At 46.4% G+C, this 16,330-nt stretch carries 13 protein-coding genes; 2 read left to right on the top strand and 11 right to left on the bottom strand.

All coding sequences use genetic code 11. The annotated features are described in order from the left end of the window. From ICN30_RS05695 to ICN30_RS05650, 10 genes are all read right to left on the bottom strand, one after another. On the bottom strand, nt 1-181 hold a 181-nt coding region (locus tag ICN30_RS05695; protein WP_216273910.1), incomplete at its 3' end, for a transposase. A gap of 105 nt (nt 182-286) precedes the next feature. Further along, nucleotides 287-763, bottom strand: a complete 477-nt coding sequence (locus tag ICN30_RS05690; protein WP_216273909.1) for a copper chaperone PCu(A)C — start codon at nt 761-763, stop codon at nt 287-289. 99 nt (nt 764-862) lie between these two features. Continuing rightward, on the bottom strand, nt 863-1,279 hold the full coding sequence (locus tag ICN30_RS05685; protein ID WP_216273908.1) for a DsrE family protein: 417 nt from the start codon (nt 1,277-1,279) through the stop codon (nt 863-865). 33 nt (nt 1,280-1,312) lie between these two features. Beyond that, entirely contained in the window at nt 1,313-3,532 is a 2,220-nt protein-coding gene (locus ICN30_RS05680) for a TonB-dependent receptor (protein WP_216273906.1), read from the bottom strand. Between the two features lie 65 nt (nt 3,533-3,597). Next, nucleotides 3,598-3,972, bottom strand: coding sequence for a DUF2946 domain-containing protein (locus ICN30_RS05675; RefSeq protein WP_216273904.1), 375 nt, complete (start codon nt 3,970-3,972; stop codon nt 3,598-3,600). A gap of 82 nt (nt 3,973-4,054) precedes the next feature. Continuing rightward, on the bottom strand, nt 4,055-5,554 hold the full coding sequence (locus tag ICN30_RS05670) for a tripartite tricarboxylate transporter permease (protein WP_216273902.1): 1,500 nt from the start codon (nt 5,552-5,554) through the stop codon (nt 4,055-4,057). A 41-nt stretch (nt 5,555-5,595) separates the two neighbouring features. Next, nucleotides 5,596-6,123 carry a tripartite tricarboxylate transporter TctB family protein gene (locus tag ICN30_RS05665; RefSeq protein WP_216273900.1) on the bottom strand — a complete coding sequence of 176 codons (528 nt, stop codon included), beginning with the start codon at nt 6,121-6,123 and terminating at the stop codon, nt 5,596-5,598. Nucleotides 6,124-6,211: 88 nt separating this feature from the next. Further along, entirely contained in the window at nt 6,212-7,210 is a 999-nt protein-coding gene (locus ICN30_RS05660) for a tripartite tricarboxylate transporter substrate binding protein (protein ID WP_216273927.1), read from the bottom strand. Nucleotides 7,211-7,396: 186 nt separating this feature from the next. Further along, nucleotides 7,397-7,873, bottom strand: coding sequence for a DUF1854 domain-containing protein (locus ICN30_RS05655; protein ID WP_216273898.1), 477 nt, complete (start codon nt 7,871-7,873; stop codon nt 7,397-7,399). Then, entirely contained in the window at nt 7,870-10,218 is a 2,349-nt protein-coding gene (locus tag ICN30_RS05650; RefSeq protein WP_216273895.1) for an ABC transporter ATP-binding protein, read from the bottom strand. Before ICN30_RS05650 ends, ICN30_RS05655 begins: the two co-directional genes overlap by 4 nt. 209 nt (nt 10,219-10,427) lie before the next feature. On the opposite strand from ICN30_RS05650, the gene cphA (ICN30_RS05645) reads away from it, so the two are divergent. Then, nucleotides 10,428-12,620: a cyanophycin synthetase gene (cphA, locus tag ICN30_RS05645; RefSeq protein WP_216273894.1), complete on the top strand. Its 2,193-nt coding sequence runs from the start codon at nt 10,428-10,430 to the stop codon at nt 12,618-12,620. After that, nucleotides 12,621-15,191, top strand: coding sequence for a cyanophycin synthetase (cphA, locus tag ICN30_RS05640; RefSeq protein ID WP_216273893.1), 2,571 nt, complete (start codon nt 12,621-12,623; stop codon nt 15,189-15,191). It abuts the gene before it with no gap. Nucleotides 15,192-15,291: 100 nt separating this feature from the next. On the opposite strand, the gene ICN30_RS05635 is transcribed toward cphA (ICN30_RS05640), so the two are convergent. Next, nucleotides 15,292-16,302, bottom strand: a complete 1,011-nt coding sequence (locus tag ICN30_RS05635) for a class 1 fructose-bisphosphatase (RefSeq protein WP_216273892.1) — start codon at nt 16,300-16,302, stop codon at nt 15,292-15,294. Nucleotides 16,303-16,330 lie beyond the last annotated feature (28 nt).

Raw genomic sequence — 16,330 nt, 5'->3', positions numbered from 1 at the left:
GGGTGTACTGTTGATAACCCCTCTTTTGCAGGGCAGATACTCCATGTAGTTTATGGGTCAAAACCCATTTGCGGACATCGGTGGTATTGATGCCGTAATGATTAGCTACCCTCAGGTAGCCTCCACCTCTTAGATAATCATTAACTACTTTTAACTTGAACTGCGCACTGTGTTTGCTCATGAAGCTGACCCCTTTTGGTTGGATTGGGTGTCCAACTTTTGTGGGTCAGTTCAAAAACTAGGGGCTTTTTTTATTACCAAATCTAAATGAATTCCACAGAAGATATTAATGCTTCATGGCTCCACCGTGAGCACCCATCGCATTTACCGGAAACTTCACCTCTACTTCGCCTGCCTTAGCAAACTTGAGCTTAACGGGAACAGTCTCGCCGGCAGCCAATGGCGCCTTGATGTTCATAAACATCAAATGCATACCGCCTGGCTTTAACTCAACTGCGCCACCTGCCGGCACGGGGATGTCTTTCACTTGACGCATTTTCATGACATTGCCTTCCATGGCCATCTCATGCAATTGGACCTCGCCAGCTACTGGAGAGCTAGCTGATACCAATAAATCCACACCGCCTTTGTTTTCAATCTTCATAAAACCACCGGCAGCCATTTGGCCAGGTACGGTGGAGCGGGTATAGGCATTTTCAATTTGCAGAGAGCCTACTTTGGCGTTTTGAGCTTGCGCAAAACCAACCAAACCAAAGCCCATTACAGCAAGCAACAATGCATTTAATAATGTATTACTTTTCATTCGTAAATCTCCCTAGTTAAATTTAAATCCACCGAATACCCATCATATTAAGAAAGTAATAATTTCCCCGATCAGCGGGGTTCGCTTTCTTTCACTCTACTACCAACTCATTGTCTTAGTACCATCTTTGAACAAAGCATCACCAGTTATTTTTGGTCCACCAAGCTTTACACCAGGAATCAAATCAGCTTCAGTAAAACCAGCCTGCTTTAGACACATTGGGCACATGATCACCAAAGCCCCGTTGTTAATTACCTCCGCTAGGGCTTGCTGCTGATCAGCAAACTTTGCAGAGCCGGCTTTCACCCCCATCATCACCGCCTTATCATTTAGGAAGATTGTTAATGGGTGGCCGCTGGCAGAATGATGCTTACCAAAGTTAATCGCCATACTTGAACGATGCAATTCATCAGTTGAAAGATTGATGAAGAGCGGGTCATTAGACCCAGAAAATGCTGCTGAAGAAACCGTTATTAATAGCGCTGCTATTGCTAGCTTTATGTGTCGATAATTCATAGCTTTCCTTAAATTGATGCCCGTGATTGTTATTTAGAATTTCATATTTGCAGAGACATAGAATGTTCTGCCCATGCCAGCAACAGCGTTACCCCATGGGACAGAATTCATACCCATGGATGGGCCTTGACCAAGGTATGCCCCGCCCTGCGGTATGGCATAGAGCTTATTAAATAAGTTCTCAATACCCAAGTTCACTCGGTATTTCTTATCATCGTAAGATGATCGGAGTGCAAATAATGAATATCCACCAGTTGGCACTTCATTTCTAACTGAATTCACATTAGTTTTTGATGTGACAAATTGACCTTGAATCGTATTGGTCCAGTGTGTACCGAGATACTGCACCAACCCAACCGTACCGTTGAGCGGCATGATGTTATACAGATTGGTACCAGCTGTTACGTTTTGTCCACGTGTATACGAGCCTTGCGCATTTAGCTGGAATTTTCCAAGCTGCGGATGACTTCCAAGGGTAGTAAAGCCAGAAAGGTCAATGCCGTAAAGCTGTGCATTTTGATTGGCATATTGCAATACATTAAATTGATTTGCTTTGCATGGCGCTGCATACGCGGCAGAACCGCATACAGCATCAATATAGTTGCTTACATAGGTGTAATAAGGATTTGTTTTAAAACCCCAACGCTCTTTATTAACATCATGCCAGTCGCTGGCAAAACTGAATGTATTTGCAACCTCAGGTGCCAAGCTAACGTTTCCATAGTAGCCGTTACCATCACCAACAAAGTTATTCATAATCGAGGTCATGGAGTTTGTTGACCAGGTGTAGCGCTCATACAAATTAGGGGAACGTGTCTTGCGTGAGTACCCTGCCTCATAGTTTTGATTCTCATCGGGCTTATATCTAGATAAGGCAGTTAAATCCCAGTTGTAATCTGTCTGCTGATGTTGCTGCGCATTAAATGCATTGGAATCACGACGATAATCTGTTGACATAGACATCATGCCCATGCCAATGCTATTCGTATTGCTATATGGCTGAACATTCCCCGCATTTGACGCTACCTGTTCAACACGCAAACCAGCTAACCCCATCCACTCTTTCGTCCATTGCTGCTCTAACTCGCCAAATAAACCAGCGCGGTCCCTCGTACCATTATTAATATTCTGCATTGTGTTTGGACCCATCATTCCCATGCTTCCGGGAACAGCGGGCCACCAATCATTCAACTTGTAAGTCTGGAATAAACCGCCCAGTCTAGCTAATGAAGTTTCTGAAATCGGCAGAGTGCCTTTTACATTAACTCCATTGGTTGCACTTGCAGTCAACATTGGCATTTGCATTTGTTGAGCAGTTCCAGCTGCGTTCGTTCTAGCCCCAACGTTGTCATCCATCTGGTGATTCACCATCTGGTTATAGGCTTGGGCTTCCAACTTACCCCAATCGTATTGGCCCGTGTACTTCAAATTAAATTGCGTACCAATATTTTTCGTCATGTCCATACGCTGGTTTGAGTAGCCCTCAAATGGAACGAACTGATAACTAGTCTTAAATTCAACCAAGTGGTTATCTTTTTGCCAAGCTAAAGAGAGTTGTTGATTGGTTGCAATATATTTAGAGGCGCCGACTGTGCTCGGAGATATCCCATTTCCAGCAGGCTTGAAGTTACCGCCGGCAGTGTAATTCCCTGCCTTTGCAGAATCTACAGTGTAGTTAGCACTGAACTCATCACCAGCAGCGGTAATATTTAAGTTGCCAGCAATCGCGCTGGCGTTGCTACTATAGGATGCTCCAACTTCCCCCTGTTGGAGTGTTTCACCCTTATTAGCAAAGACTGGCGGCAAAGACTGAATAGAAACCACGCCACCTAAGCTATCGCCACCCATGCTAACCGGGGATAGGCCTGTAACCACTTTGACGCTACCCACATTTGATGGGCTAATGTAGGACAGTGGTGAATTCATATGGTTTGGGCATGAAGCCAATAGATCCGTTCCATCGACCTTGACTGCAACGCGATCATCCGCCAAACCATGAATAGATGTCAATCCCGATACGCCACCATTGGTGTACATGCTGACCCCGGGAATATTAAGCAGCATGGCAGCGGTGTTGTTGGTATTAACGCGAGATTGATTAAGTTGAGCCCCAGATAGCGAAGTTTGAGTTAACGGAGCCTCCTGAATGCCGGTTACTGTTAACGAATCAATTTCTTGACTGATTTGTGCATATACGCCAGAACACATTAAAAAAGCTACCAACGCCATAGGCGTAATTTTTACTAATTTCATTTGCATCACCAAAACAATGACCAGAATGGTCAATTACAAAACCCAAAAAAGGGAGGGATGTAGTGTTAGGTAATTGCTGGAGGCGCTGCTGAAGGGGGCGTTACCCAAACAGCGAGGGGCTTGGGTGATTGATAGAAAAGCTGTGGCAGCAAAGACAATGTTTGCGGTGCCTGAAATGTGAGATTCGTATTGAACGATGGAGTAATGCTTGTGTGAGCTACGCAGTATGGGCAAGGCTGCATAAATTCAGATTCATTCGCCTGTTCATCGCCCTGCACCTGAATTTGCACCTTAGCGCCATCAGCAGAACAGATTTCCATGGCAAAACCTTGGCCATGCTTCGTTAGCGATACCGCTTGAGAAACTGCTGGCGCAAGTGCACTCATTGCGATTGCAAAGGCAGCAATCCAGTGAATGAGGCGGTTTTTGCGGAAATTCATGATGGGGTGATTTTATCGGATTTTTTGCAGAAATAGAAAAAGGGGCTTGCGCCCCTTTTCTTTACTGATTTCGCTGTTTAGCTTACGCTGCAGCAGCTTTTTTCTTGCCTACAAACTTGCCAATCAATGGCCAGAACAGCAATACCAAAGCCAATGTAGTGATTGCACCTACCAAGTAGTTAGAGAAGAAAATATCTAAGCTACCTTGTGAGAACAACATGGATTGACGGAATGAGTCTTCTGCACGGTCACCCAACACCAAGGCCAAGACCATAGGAGCCATTGGGTAATCGAGTTTCTTGAAGACATAACCCAGCACACCGAAGCCCAACATCAACCAAACGTCAAACATCGCGTTGTGAACGGTATATGCACCAACCGCACAAATCACAATAATGACTGGGGCAATGATAGAGAATGGAATTCTCAAGATTGAGGCAAACAATGGCACGCAAGTTAATACAACAAACAAGCCTGCTAAGTTACCTAAGTACATACTAGCGATCAAGCCCCAAACGAAGTCTGGTTTCTCAACGAAGAGCAATGGGCCTGGTTGTAAGCCCCAGATCAACAAACCGCCAAGCAATACAGCAGCTGTTGGTGATCCTGGGATACCTAATGACAACATTGGCAACAAGGCAGCTGTACCAGCAGCGTGAGCCGCTGTTTCTGGAGCAACAATACCTTCCATTTTTCCGGTGCCAAACTTGTCACCTTCTTTAGAAACACGCTTTGCAACACCATAAGCCATGAAAGATGCAGGGGTAGCGCCGCCTGGAGTGATACCCATCCAGCAACCAATTAAGCAACTACGTAATGAAGTGGCCCAATATTTTGGTAACTGCTTCCAAGTTTCCCAAACAACCTTACCGCGAATCTTCGCTGCAGCACCTTGGAATGCCAAGCCCTCCTCCATTGAAAGAAGAATCTCGCCAATACCAAACAGGCCGATCACAGCGATCAAGAAGTCAAAACCACGCATCAACTCTGGGTTACCGAAAGTTAAACGCAGCTGACCAGTCACGGTATCCATACCAACGGTAGCCAACGCAAAGCCGAGCATCATTGCTGAAATTGTCTTAAATGGCGAACCTTTATTCATGCCCACAAAACTACAGAAGGTCAAGAGGTAGACCGAGAAGAACTCCGGCGGGCCGAATTGGAGGGCAAACTTCGCCACCAATGGTGCCAAGAAGGTAATCATCACAATCGCAAAGAATGCACCCACAAATGAGGATGTGAACGCTGCTGTCAATGCTTCGCCAGCTTTACCATTACGAGCCATTGGATAACCGTCAAAGGTTGTCGCAACAGACCACGGTTCACCAGGGATATTAAACAGCACGGATGTAATCGCACCACCAAACAATGCACCCCAGTAAATACAGGACAACATAATGATCGCTGAAGTTGGTGGCATGGTGAAGGTCAATGGCAACAGAATCGCAATACCGTTCGCACCACCTAAACCAGGTAATACACCAATAATCACACCAAGAGTTACACCGACAAGCATTAATAGCAAGTTAAAGGGTGTCATTGCAACGGCAAAGCCGTTGAATAGAGCGTTAATTTCTTCCAACTTAGACTCCTTTTTTAATCTTTTTTAATAATTATTGTTTTTTAATTTACGCCCACAAACTCGAGTGGATTGAACCATGTGCCATGAGGCAATGGAACTTGGAACCAGTATTCGAACATGAGGTAAAGGGCCGCGCTCACTCCAACAGAGACAACAACCGCCTTCCAAATTGGATATTTTCCCAACCACACCATGAAGACCGCGATATAGAGGGCCGCAGAAACATAAATGCCAATCAATTGCACACCAAGCACAAACACAATCGCCGGCAATAATACCGCCATCACCTGCTTGGCGGGCTCACTATCAACAAAAGATTCGGCTTTCTTTTTCTTGTTCACGATTGCAGCTTGATACAAAGTAACCGTACTAGATAACATGATGATCAAGCTGATATAGAAGGGAAAGTAACCAGCTTCTGGGCCATCGGCACCCCAGCTAGCACCCAACTTCAGGCTACCAATCATCACTGTCAGGCCTATTGCCAGGAACACGATCGATGTGATGATATCCATCGCTCTAACGCTAATGACTGAGTCTTGATTTGTATTGTTTGTATGTTCAGACATTTTTTATATTTTTTAATAAAGTTAATAGATACGCTTACTCAAAAAATAGGACCCCACTTCTTAGGGGTCCTATTTAATTTCTCAAAAATTACTTAGCCAAGAAGCCAGCTTCGGTCATTAATTGCTTATGTAACGCTTCATTTAATGTGAGCCAATTTCTAAACTCTTTACCAGTCATGAATGTCTGATTGAACGCACCATCAGCCATGAACTTCTTCCACTCTGGTGTAGCGCGCACCTTTTTGAACACATCGATATAGTAATCAACCTGTTCTTGAGTTACGCCAGGAGCCATGAAAATTCCGCGCAACATGACATAGTCAGTAGGGACACCTGCTTCTTTACAAGTTGGTACGTCATACCATGATTGGGTATCAGTCACCTTCTCTTTGTATGGCATACGTGTGTCATCAAATACGCACAATGCACGTAACTTGTTTGCACGCCATTGTGCAACTGCTTCAATTGGGTTATTCACAGAAGAATCAATGTGATTACCAACGAGTTGCACAGCAACGTCGCCACCCCCTTTGAATGGGATGTATGTGAACTTAGCGCCAGTTGCTTTTTCAATCGCTACAGTAATGATCTGGTCTTCAGACTTGGAGCCAGTACCACCCATCTTAAACTTACCAGGACCAGCCGCTTTAGCTGCGTCGATATACTCCTTGGCAGTTTTGTAAGGCTTATCAGAGTTATCCCATAAAACGAATTGGTCAAGAGCCAACATCGCCACTGGAGTGATGTCTTGCCAATTGAATGGAACGCCAGTTGCTAATGGGGTTGTAAACAAGTTAGAAAGTGTAATAACGATTTTATTTGGGTCGCCCTTAGCTTCTTTCATTGCCAAGAAACCTTCAGCTCCAGCACCTGCACCCTTGTTCACAGGAATCACTGCCTGTTTCATTAAGTTATTTTTCGTAATAATGCCTTGGATCATGCGGGCCATTTGGTCAGCACCACCGCCAGGACCGGCAGGAATAATGAACTCAACTGGCTTGGATGGCTCCCAAGCAGCGAAAGCAGGTGAAAAACCAGCAGCACCGAGGGCTAATGCGGTGGAAATCAATGCCCCTTTTAACTTCATCTTCATGAACGCTCCTCCAAAAAATTTTGAATACCAATATTACTTTGGCTTGTCTTTGTTATGCATGGATTTTTATCCATATCAGGGCATGAATACTTGATTACCATCAATATTTACCAAATGGTTAGTTAGGGGTAACACTAGCTTATTAGTAGTAACCCTATAAGTATTTTGCGGGGGAAATTTTTAACGGAATCGATCTAAAAGCTTCTTACTGACTTTATCGAGTTGAGTGGAATCTTTGATCAAAAACTGGAGGCCATTGGAGTCAGCAATTAGCAGCGTATTTCCAGCAATTCGGCGAATGTCTTCCTCGCCTTTAAGGCGAATTCTGGTGGGGCCACGGTCAGTTTCGATATCCCAAATACTTGGGGTAGCAAAAGTAGATACCTTGGTGATTTTTTCGATCACTGGCATGAACTCACGGGCAGCCAATTCCTCTTCAATCAGAGCTAGCTCGCCCTCTGAAATAGCGGTGATGTCATCAAACCAGCATAACTCCTTGCCCGACTGATCCATGATGGAGATTCCAGTGCCAGGTGAGGTGATCGGGAAGGCTCTGACTGGATAGACGCCTATATGACGAGTGCCAGCAGCATCAATAAACACGAGTCGGCCAAGGGCATCACGCTCTAAGGTATGCGACTGTTGATGATGACTCATACGCCACCTCCAGTTTCTTTGGCAATCACTTGCAGGCGCTCTTCTTCACGCTCATTTTTGCCTTCTTCAATACTTTCACCAATAGCCCCACCTTCAACCAACTCGGCAGCATGGCGTAGCTGAGCTTGATACAAGGCGTAGTAAGCGCCCTGCGCATCCATTAACTCATCATGCGAGCCAATCTCCACAATCTCACCCTTATCAAGCACAACCAAGCGGTCTGCCTTTCTTAAAGTAGAGAGGCGATGGGCAATCGCGATGGTGGTGCGTCCTTTAACCAAGTTATCCAAAGCACGCTGAATTTCTTTTTCAGTAGTAGTGTCTACCGATGAAGTGGCCTCATCCAAAATCAAAATGCTTGGATTAATTAAGAGTGCACGTGCAATTGAAATACGTTGACGCTCACCGCCCGAAAGAGATTGACCGCGCTCACCCACTAATGAGTCATAACCCAGTGGTAGGCGAAGAATAAATTCATGGGCATGTGCGGCGCGTGCCGCTTCAATAATTTCTTCACGAGTTGCATCCGGTTTTCCGTAGGCAATATTTTCTGCAATCGTGCCAAAGAATAAAAATGGCTCTTGTAAAACTAAACCAATGCGCTTGCGATAGTCAGCAATTCCGATACTACGAATATCGCGCCCATCCAATGCAATAGAACCCGCGCTCACATCATAGAAACGGCAAATCAAGTTCACCAAAGTACTCTTACCAGAACCGCTATGACCCACTAAACCAATCATTTCTCCAGGGGCAATATCTAGATCAATGCCTTTAGAAACTGCGCGGTTACCGTACCGGAAACCCACGCCACGCAAGGAGATGCGGCCTTTGACTTCACCCAAAGGCGCTGGATTGATTGGCTCAGGAACGCTCGAGACATGATCCAAAATATCAAAAATACGCTTAGCGCCAGCAGCCGCTTTTTGCGTGTGAGAAACGATGCGACTCATTGAATCGAGTCGAATGTAGAAGCGTCCAATGTATGCAAGGAATGCAATTAATACACCAACAGTAACCTTTTGGTGCGCCACCTGCCAAATGCCGAAACCCCACACTACTAAGAGGCCAGTCTCGGTTAGAAGTGTGACTGTTGGGGAAAATAATCCCCATACGCGATTGACGCGATCATTGATTTGTAAATTGTGTTTATTGGAATCGACAAAACGTTTGAGCTCACGGTCTTCTTGAGCAAAGGCTTTCACTACTCGAATGCCTGGAATCGTATCGGCCAAGATATTGGTTACTTCAGACCAAACGCGATCAATCTTTTCAAACCCAAAACGGAGTTTGTCTCGCACTACATGAATCATCCACACGATAAATGGCAATGGCGCCAAAGTGACCAATGCGAGCAAAGGATCAATCGACACCAAAATTGCTGCTGTCATCGTAATCATGATGACGTCGGTCGCAAAGTCCAAAGCGTAGAGAGATAGAAATACACAAATGCGGTCAGTCTCAGCGCCAATACGCGCAATTAAGTCACCTGTTCTTTTGCCGCCGAAATACTCTAAGGACAATTTGAGTAAATGCTCAAAGGTGGTATTGCGCAGATCTGCGCCGATACGTTCACTCACCAAGGCGAGCAGATAAGTCTTCCACCAACCCAAACCCCAGGCTACGATTGCCGCAGCAAATAAAGCCAAAAGGTATTTGGTAGCTAAAGCAAAATCAATCGGATTACCTTTTTCATAGGGAATCAACACGTGATCCATTAAAGGCATCGTCAGATACGGCGGAATGAGGGTAGCGCCGGTAGAAAGCAAGGTCAGTACGAATCCCAGCAAAAGCTCTTTTTTGTAAGGGCGCGCAAAACGCCACAACTTAAATAAAGTCCAAGTCGATGGAGGCGCATCCTGCTCTGGATCACACGTCGGACAAGCATCTGAATTGGCAGGCTTGGGACTTAAACAAACTGGGCAAACCTGCTTGTCGTATTCGGAAGCCTCAGGCTCTTTCGCAGCCTGATCACCCCGAATTAAGCGCTTAAAGCTACTTTGTAAGCGCAATACCTGAGGATTAACGGCCAAAGTGAAATACCAAAGTCGCAGCAGACTGGTCTCAGACTCCAATTTGAGGTGTCCTACTCCAGCATGATCTCCATGCGAAAGATGAGCCCCAGAGCTAATAGGCCAGAATTCTGAGTGAGCGCCATCGGTCCAAAATAGGCCCGTTGGGATAAGGCAAAGGAGGCTTTTTTCAAAGCGCATCTCGCCATCGAGATCCAGCTCAACCCATGCCAGTATTGAGTTGGGGTCTTTTACTGGGGATTGAGGTGCCTCTAAAGCGCCAGTCCAATGTGTTGGCAAAGTGGGGGCGATTAGGGAAATTTCTGGCTTCATTAGTCCTAAAAGTATAGTGGAGCTAGATTTTTTAGATTTAGTAAGTCTGTCAACTTTACAGGGCAGAAAGCCGTTAAATTAACAAAGTAGGCTTTTTTGCGTATTTTTGCTAATTTTGTGGATTTTGAATAATTACTAGAACCAGAGAGATAGTCTGAGTCATCCCCGCCCTCACCTTCAGGAGCGGCGCCAAGACCCCCATTCCACATATGCCCCAATTATTAGATAAAACCATTGAGATCTTGAGTGTCAAGCATCTCCGCGGCCCCAATATGTGGACTTACCATCCCGTTATTGAAGTTTGGCTCGATATTGGTGAATTAGAGGATTTCCCATCCAACCTCATTCCGGGTTTTTATGACCGACTCGTCAAAGCGCTCCCCAGCCTTCAAGAACACCGCTGCAGCTATGGCGAAGCCGGTGGATTTCTCAAAAGAGTTGAAGAAGGTACTTGGCCCGCTCACATCCTTGAGCACCTTACCCTGGAATTACAAAATTTAGCCGGCATCCCTGGCGGCTTTGGTAAAGCACGTGATGGTGATCGTCGCGGTGTTTACAAAGTCATGGTGAGTGCGATTAATGAAGAAGTTACTCTCACTGCACTCAAATACGCTCGTGACCTCTATCTTGCTTTAGCCCAAGACACCAAAGATCCTGTTGCTCTTGTTAGCACCATCATTGAAGAACTGCGAGAGCTTGGCGATGATCTATTGCTGGGCCCTAGTACTGCCTGCATCGTAAATGCAGCCGAGGAACGGGGCATCCCATCTATCCGCTTATCTGAAGGCAACCTAGTACAACTTGGTTATGGCGCTAAGCAGCGTCGCATCTGGACTGCCGAAACAGATCAAACCAGCGCAATCGCTGAAACGATTTCGCGCGATAAAGATCTTACTAAGAGTCTTTTATCTAGCGCGGGAGTTCCTACACCTGAAGGTCGTACTGTTACCAGCGCTGATGATGCATGGGAAGCTGCGCAAGACATCGGCCTGCCAGTTGTAGTCAAGCCAATTGATGGCAATCACGGTCGCGGTGTCTTTATTAATCTATACACCCAACAAGAAATTGAGGCTGCCTATGCAGTTGCAATTGATGAAGGTAGCGAAGTTTTAGTAGAGCGCCACATCATCGGCGACGAACATCGCCTGCTAGTTGTTGGCAACAAAGTGGTTGCAGCAGCTAAAGGCGAAACTGTTTGGGTTACTGGTGATGGCAAACATACCGTGCTCGAACTCATTCAGACCCAAATTAATTCTGACCCACGTCGCGGCACTACTGAAGAGTGCCCACTCAATCCAGTACGCATTGATTCTGCGGTGGAGTTGGAGCTTACACGCCAAAAACTCACTGGCGCAAGTATTCCAGCCTTGGATCAAAAAGTACTCATTCAAAGTAATGGCAACGTAGCGTTTGATGTCACCGACCTAGTTCATCCGGAAGTAGCAAGCCAAGTGGCTCTAGCCGCCCGCGTAGTGGGACTGGAGATTGCTGGCGTTGACCTAGTTGCGCAAGATATCAGCAAGCCATTAGATGAACAGAATGCCGCGATTGTTGAAGTGAATGCTGGCCCAGGTTTATTGATGCACTTGAAACCTGCGAGCGGTAAACCTCAACCAGTTGGCAAAGAGATTGCAAACCATCTTTTCCCACCAGGCACCGATTTCCGTATTCCAGTAGTTGGCGTCTGTGGTGCTCGCGGCAAAACTCCCGTTGCTGAAATGATTGCCCACTTCTTGCGACTCACCAATTTGTATGTTGGATTGTCTTGCAGTAAGGGTTTGTTTTTTGGTCATCGCTCAATCCAAAAGAGCAATGCTGCCAACTGGGAAAATGCCCGTCGCACTCTATTGAATCGTGCAGTTGAAGCAGCTGTGATCGAGAACAACAATCTATCCATGTTGATCGAAGGTCTAGCCTATGATCGCTGCCAAGTCGGCGTTGTTTTAAATGTAGACCCAAAAGCCAACTTCCCTCAGTACGCCATCTACGACGAAGACCAAGTGTTTAGTATTGTTAGAACTCAAGTAGATGTGGTCTTGCCAAGCGGTGTTGCCGTTCTTAATGCGGATGACCCTATGGTTGCAAGCATGGCTGAGCTATCTGATGGCGAAGTCATCTTCTTTACCCAAAACTCTGCATCCCCGATTGCGCAAGAGCACCTCAAGAATGGTGGTCGCGTCGTGATGATCGGCAATCAACAAATCACGCTCAAATCTGCCAAGCATGATCAAAAGAGTATTCCGGTGCCACGTAACTCTGAGCCTAGTGCCAGTGAGCCATGGAAACCGATGAATCTTGGTGCTGCGATTGCTGCAGCCTGGGCCTTAGATATTCCGTTCAACGTAATCGAAGCTGGTGCTGAAACCTTTGTTTCTGATGCCAGCATTCCAGTAGGGGTTTAATTGGAAATCACCCGTATTCGCATGTTGCGTGGCCCAAATTTATGGAGCCGCCACACAGCCCTAGAGGCAATTGTTTCTTGCGATGAAACAGAACGCTCTATCGACTCAATCCCTCAGTTTGAAATCAAGATTCGCGAACGCTTTCCTCAATTAGGCAGCATGCGTCGTGGTGGACATAATGAAATCCTCTCCCTCGCACACGCTCTTGAACATGCTGCTTTAGGTCTTCAATCTCAAGCAGGTTGTCCAGTAACCTTCAGTCGCACTGTCCAAACTGTTGATGTTGGCGTCTATCAAGTTGTAGTGGAGTACACCGAAGAAGTTGTTGGGCGCATGGCTTTTGACTTTGCTTTTGGATTAATCCAAGCAACCCTCAATGATGTGCCGTTTGATTTAGCAGCCGCCCTCTCCGAATTAGAGGCCCTGTATGAAGATGTGCGCTTAGGGCCAAGCACCGGATCTATCGTAGATGCTGCCGTACAAAGAAACATCCCCTATCGCCGCATGACTGAAGGCAGCATGGTGCAGTTTGGTTGGGGTAGCAAGCAAAAGCGTATTCAAGCTGCTGAAACTAGCGACACCAGCGCAATTGCAGAAGCTATTGCACAAGATAAAGAGCTTACCAAGAATCTATTGGCAGCTGCGGGCGTATCTGTTCCGATTGGCGAAGTAGTTACTACTGCTGATGATGCGTGGCGCGCTGCCCAAAAAATTGGTAGTCCAATTGTTCTTAAACCTAAAGATGGAAATCAAGGCAAAGGTGTTGTCGCTAACATTCAAACTGAAGCGGAGGTACGCGCAGGCTTTGTAGTTACGCAAGCCTTCGGACGTGAAACCATTGTTGAGCGTTACTTACCTGGGGCCGACTATCGCCTGCTAGTAGTTGGCAATCGCCTGTCTGCCGCTGCACGTCGCGAACCCGCTCAAGTAGTTGGCGATGGTAAACATACCGTCTCTGAACTAGTAGAGCTAGAGAATAAAAATCCATTGCGTGGCGATGGCCATGCAACTGCATTAACCAAAATTCGTTTTGATGACATCGCTCTTGCGCATTTAGCGAGCAATGGCTTAAGCCCACAGTATGTTCCCAAGACTGGTGAGCGCGTTTTACTTCGCAATAATGCCAATCTCAGCACTGGCGGTACCGCCACCGATGTGACTGATGATGTTCATCCGGATGTTGCAGCCAGCGCAATTGCAGCAGCCCAAATGATTGGCTTAGATATCGCTGGCGTCGATATTCTGTGTGAGGCAATTTACAAACCTTTAGAGACCCAAGGTGGTGGCATTGTTGAAGTTAATGCTGCACCAGGGCTACGTATGCATCTCAAGCCCTCCTATGGCAAGAGCCGCCCTGTTGGCGAAGATATCGTCAATATGATGTATCCACTGGGTGAGGATGGTCGCATTCCAGTGGTAGCTGTCACTGGCACCAATGGCAAGACCACTACTGTTCGCCTGATTTCTCATTTATTGAATGAGACTGGTTTACGCGTTGGCATGACGACCACCGATGGCGTGTATATCAACCATCGTCTAATTGATTCGGGTGATTGCAGTGGTCCCAAGAGTGCGCGTAATGTCCTCATGCATCCTGATGTCGATGCTGCCGTATTAGAAACAGCCCGCGGAGGAATGTTGCGTGAAGGTCTTGGCTTCGATCGTTGCGAAGTTGCGGTTGTGACCAATATTGGTGAAGGCGACCACTTAGGTCTTAACTACATCACCAGCGTAGAAGACTTAGCGATTCTGAAACGGGTCATTGTGATGAACGTTGCACCAACAGGCGCTGCAGTTCTGAATGCTGCTGATCCGATAGTTGTGAAAATGGGTGATGTTTGTACTGGTCGTGTGATTTTCTTTGCGCAGAATCAACACCACCCTGTCATTGCAGCCCATCGTGCCAAGAATAAGAAAGTAATCTACTTTGATGGCACCTATATCGTTTGCTCAAAAGGAGCGCGTGTACTCTTCCGCTTCCCTGTGAGTGAGATTCCGCTAACTCAAAATGGTGTTTTAGGCTTCCAGATTGAAAATGCAATGGCTTCCATTGGCGCTGCCTGGGCTTTAGGTCTAGATGCTGAAAAAATTGCGCGTGGACTTCATTCATTTGAAAGCTCAGCCAATGCCGTACCAGGACGTTTCAATCAATTCCAGCACAAAGGCGCCACTGTGATTGCTGACTACGGTCACAACCCAGATGCCATGCGTGCTTTAGTAAGCGCTATCGAGGCTATGAAGCCTAAGAAGAGTCACGTAGTCATTAGTGGTGCCGGCGATCGTCGCGATGAAGACATTCGTGATTTAACCCGCATTCTTGGGAATAGCTTTGACAATGTCATCCTCTATCAAGATCAGTGTCAACGGGGCCGAGAAGATGGGGAAGTTCTTAAGCTTCTACAAGAGGGTTTGGTAGGCACCAAGAAAGCCAAGCAGGTTAAAGAAATTACTGGTGAATTCCTCGCCATTGATACCGCCCTCAATGATTTATCTGCTGGCGATATTTGCTTGATCCTGATTGACCAAGTGGAAGAGTCTCTGGCTTACCTTAAAGAGAAGGTAAAGCCTTAATCCTTTGATTGATTATCAGGTGATCATCTGAAATATAAAAAGCCCAATCAGTGATTGGGCTTTTTTAATTTACTACCACCTAAGAGATATTAGCAGCTAGTTATGCCTGAGAGTGATAGTGCTGAAGGCGCTCAATCTCCTCCTTAGACCCCAACATGACAGAGACACGCTCATGTAGTTCGGTAGGAACCATATCCATGATCAGTTGCTCACCATTAGTCGACGCACCGCCAGCCTGCTCCACCAAGAAGCTCATTGGGTTTGCCTCATACATTAGACGCAGCTTTCCTGGCTTATGCGGCTCACGTTGATCCCACGGATACATAAAGATACCGCCGCGCGATAAGACGCGGTGTACATCGGCAACCATGGATGCAATCCATCGCATATTGAAATCTTTATCACGCTCTCCACTCACGCCAGCCAAGCACTCATCGACGTAGCGACGCACGGGCTCAGCCCAGTGGCGCATGTTCGACATATTGATAGCGAACTCTTTGGTTGAGTGAGCAATCTCGACGGCATGTTTAATCAAAACAAATTCGCCAGTCACCTTGTTTAAAGTGAACATGACAACACCATCACCCAAGGTTAATGCCATGGTGGTTTGTGGGCCGTACACAACGTAACCGGCTGCCACCTGGTGACGGCCTGACAATAAGAAATCCTCGGTCTGCAATGGTGCTGCAGGATCTTGTTTCTTGAGTACAGAAAAAATAGTGCCGATGGATACATTCACATCGATATTTGAAGAGCCATCCAACGGATCAAATAACAACAAATAGTCACCAGTACCTTGGACCGGGAGCGGTAACTCCATTTCTTCAGAGGCTAGACCAGCCAATGATTTGCATCCCTGTACGCCATCAATCAATAAGTCGTTGGCAATCACATCCAGTTTTTGCTGAACTTCGCCCTGGACATTGCCAGTACCAGCAGAGCCAAGTAAGCCAATCAAGGCGCCTTGGGCAACTTCATGGCTCAAGGTTGAGCAAGTATCAGCAACTGCTAATAACAACTCCTGTAGACCTGCAGGAATGTCTACACCCTTCACCTTGGTAGATGTCAGGTATTGCTTGAAATTGGTATTAAAAGTACTTGAAGCGCTCAAAAGGAGTTTCTCCGTGATGGGTTTATTT

This window comes from Polynucleobacter sp. 31A-FELB (assembly GCF_018882405.1).
Lineage (GTDB): Bacteria > Pseudomonadota > Gammaproteobacteria > Burkholderiales > Burkholderiaceae > Polynucleobacter.
The sequence above is the reverse complement of the archived record's forward strand: the minus strand, read 5'-3'. Positions and strand labels throughout refer to the sequence as shown.